5 protein-coding genes are annotated in these 2825 nt (G+C 71.4%); 4 read left to right on the forward strand and 1 reads right to left on the reverse strand.

The genetic code is table 11. The annotated features are described in order from the left end of the window. Positions 1-143: 143 nt before the first annotated feature. The 4 genes from FRZ03_RS11735 (at position 144) to FRZ03_RS11750 (ending at position 2047) form a co-directional block, all read left to right on the forward strand. Positions 144-323, forward strand: a complete 180-nt coding sequence (locus FRZ03_RS11735; protein ID WP_146465086.1) for a hypothetical protein — start codon at positions 144-146, stop codon at positions 321-323. A gap of 170 nt (positions 324-493) precedes the next feature. Continuing rightward, positions 494-952 (forward strand): BlaI/MecI/CopY family transcriptional regulator, encoded by a 459-nt coding sequence (locus FRZ03_RS11740; protein ID WP_146465136.1) that lies wholly within the window; start codon positions 494-496, stop codon positions 950-952. A 10-nt stretch (positions 953-962) separates the two neighbouring features. Next, on the forward strand, positions 963-1496 hold the full coding sequence (locus FRZ03_RS11745) for an amino-acid N-acetyltransferase (protein WP_070022485.1): 534 nt from the start codon (positions 963-965) through the stop codon (positions 1494-1496). Positions 1497-1711: 215 nt separating this feature from the next. After that, positions 1712-2047: a histone-like nucleoid-structuring protein Lsr2 gene (locus FRZ03_RS11750; protein WP_146465087.1), complete on the forward strand. Its 336-nt coding sequence runs from the start codon at positions 1712-1714 to the stop codon at positions 2045-2047. A 31-nt stretch (positions 2048-2078) separates the two neighbouring features. Here FRZ03_RS11750 and FRZ03_RS11755 read toward each other — a convergent pair whose 3' ends face one another. Beyond that, complete coding sequence (locus FRZ03_RS11755; RefSeq protein WP_222443365.1) at positions 2079-2771, reverse strand: SCO3374 family protein; 693 nt, start codon at positions 2769-2771, stop codon at positions 2079-2081. Between the last annotated feature and the right edge of the window lie 54 nt (positions 2772-2825).

Raw genomic sequence — 2825 nt, forward strand, 5'->3', positions numbered from 1 at the left:
GGGCGCGGGCGGCTCTTCGTCCGGGCCGGGCCCGGCGGCGCGCCCGCGCGCGTACGGAGCGGCCCCCCGCCCGCCCCGGAGGACCTGTCGGCGTTTGCGCCCCCCGCACCATTCGCCCGTTCCGCCGTGGCTACCCTGGTGCCATGGACTACGTCTCCGCGCTTGTTCCGCCGGTCGTCATGGCCGCGTTCTTCATCGGTTTGGTCCGGGTGATCGTGAAGACCCAGGGCGGTGCCGCCAAGAGCAAGGAGGACGCGGCCGTGGACGCCGCCCTCGCCCGCGCGGAGAGTGCGCGCAACGCGTCCGCCGCCGGCGACGCCTGAGCCCTGCCCCTGCGGGGACCACCGCGAGCCGGGAAAGCGGTGCACGTCCCGGCTCGCGCCCTTTTTGCCCGCATCCGTGGACTTCGCGCACGTCTGGCACGCCATTGTCCGGATCTCCCACTATTGTCTGAGCTGTGCCTCGCCCCTTGGGAGAACTCGAAGACGCGGTCATGACGCGGGTGTGGAAGTGGAACCGCCCGGTGACCGTTCGAGAAGTCCTGGAAGACCTCCAGCAGGAACGCTCCATCGCGTACACCACCGTGATGACGGTTTTGGACAATCTCCATCAGAAGGGCTGGGTGCGCCGCGAGGCGGAAGGCCGCGCCTATCGATATGAGGCCGTCTCCACCCGGGCCGCCTACGCCGCCGCACTCATGAACGACGCCTGGTCGCAGAGCGACAACCCGGCCGCCGCACTCGTCGCCTTCTTCGGGATGATGAGTCAGGAACAGCGCCAGGCCCTCGCGGACGCCGTACGCATCGTGCAGGGACCGCAAACCCGGGAAGCGCCCGAAGTGAGCCGGACGCAGCCGCCGGAAGCCGGAGAACCGGAAGACGGAGAACCGGAAGCCGCGCAAGCGCGGCAAGAGGAGAACCCCGGCTCGGCGCGGGGCGCCGACGGGCGATAGCGTCCGGCTCATGTCAGCAGCGCGTCCCGAAGTCTCCGCAAAAGCCATCACGGTCCGCCGTGCCCGCACCAGCGATGTCCCGGCCGTGCGCCACCTCCTCGACGCCTACGTCCGCGACCGCATCCTCCTCGACAAAGCCACGGTCACGCTTTACGAGGACATCCAGGAGTTCTGGGTCGCCGAACGGGACGACAACGCCGAGGTCGTCGGCTGCGGCGCGCTGCACGTCATGTGGGAGGACCTCGCGGAAGTCCGCACCCTGGCGGTGAAGCCCGGCCTCAAGGGCGCGGGCGTCGGCCATCAGTTGCTGGAGAAGTTGCTGCACACCGCGCGCTGGCTCGGTGTTCGCCGCGTTTTCTGCCTGACCTTCGAAGTCGACTTCTTCGGGAAGCACGGCTTCGTCGAGATCGGCGAGACGCCGGTCGACACCGATGTCTACGCGGAGCTGCTGCGTTCCTATGACGAGGGCGTCGCGGAGTTCCTCGGTCTCGAACGAGTGAAACCGAACACCTTGGGCAACAGCCGGATGCTTCTGCATCTGTGATCGTCATTGCCGCCGTGACTATGCGCGGTGCCCTATGTCCGAAACGCGCAGCTTTCCGGCCCGGGAGTCCTCGGCGATCCTCTCCCAGGGGTTTGTGTTTTTCCGGCAAAAGCGGTTTGCTTTCCGACGTACTGCAGTACTGCATATAACAGGGGCAGCGAAACGGGCGGACGCGCGCACCCTGACCCTCAACGTTATCGATGAAAGGAAATCCGGTGGCACAGAAGGTTCAGGTCCTTCTTGTCGACGACCTCGACGGCGGCGAGGCGGACGAGACGGTGACGTTCGCGCTGGACGGCAAGACGTACGAGATCGATCTCACGACCGCCAATGCGGACAAGCTGCGCGGCCTTCTCGACCCTTATGTGAAGGGCGGTCGGCGTACCGGGGGCCGTGCCTCCGGCGGCCGTGGAAAGGCCCGTGCCGCCGCCGGCGGCAACCAGGACACCGCGGCGATCCGCGCCTGGGCCAAGGAGAACGGCCTGGAGGTCAACGACCGCGGCCGCGTTCCCGCGTCCATCCGCGAGGCCTACGAGAAGGCCAACGGCTGATTCAGCGGCCGATTACCGGTACGACGACCGATTACCGGTCCGACGGTACGACCCCTTCGGCGAGGCCGGCGGCCCGCCGCAGCCGGACGCGGTGACAGCATGCCGCCACCGTGTCCACCAGTCGTACGAGATCGGGGGCGCATCCCTCGCGCCCCATGGCCGGCATGGCGGGCAGCAAGGCCTCGGCCTCGCGCCCCGGCTCGGGGGGCCGCAGCCACACGGCGGCCCCCTCAAGGCATCCGGGAGCGCCCCCGGAGCGGGAGCCCGGAACGGCCCGGGAAAGCCCGTTTGAGGGCGACGGCGGCCATCCCGGCGGCAGCGGGGCCGCGAGGGCGTCACCCGCCCCCAGGGCTCGCAGATCGAGCGCGACGGCGCCCCATTCCAGCCACTCCAGCAGCCCCGGCAGCTCCTCCGCGCCGCCCGCGGCCACCAGCAGCTCCATCCGGTCGCCCCGCAGGGCCACCGGAGAACCCGGCGCGAGATGCCGGAGCGCCCCCGCGCCCGCCTCGGCCGGCACGTCCAGGACGTCGAACCGCACCCCGGTGGGCAGCCGCGGCGGACGCCCGGGGACGGCGGCCCAGCCCAGCTCGCGCTCGTACCAGCGCCGGACCCCGCGCCACCCCCGTGCCCCGGGCCCCCGCGGGGCGCGGGGCGGCGGCCGCGGCGCCGGGCCGCGCCCCGCACCGCCCCGCCCGCAGCCCCGCCCCCCCCCCCCGCCACCCACCGCCCCCGCCCCCCGCCCGCGCCCCCGTTCCCCCACCCCCTCCCGCCTCCGACC

Source organism: Streptomyces misionensis, from assembly GCF_007896895.1.
Lineage (GTDB): Bacteria > Actinomycetota > Actinomycetes > Streptomycetales > Streptomycetaceae > Streptomyces > Streptomyces misionensis_A.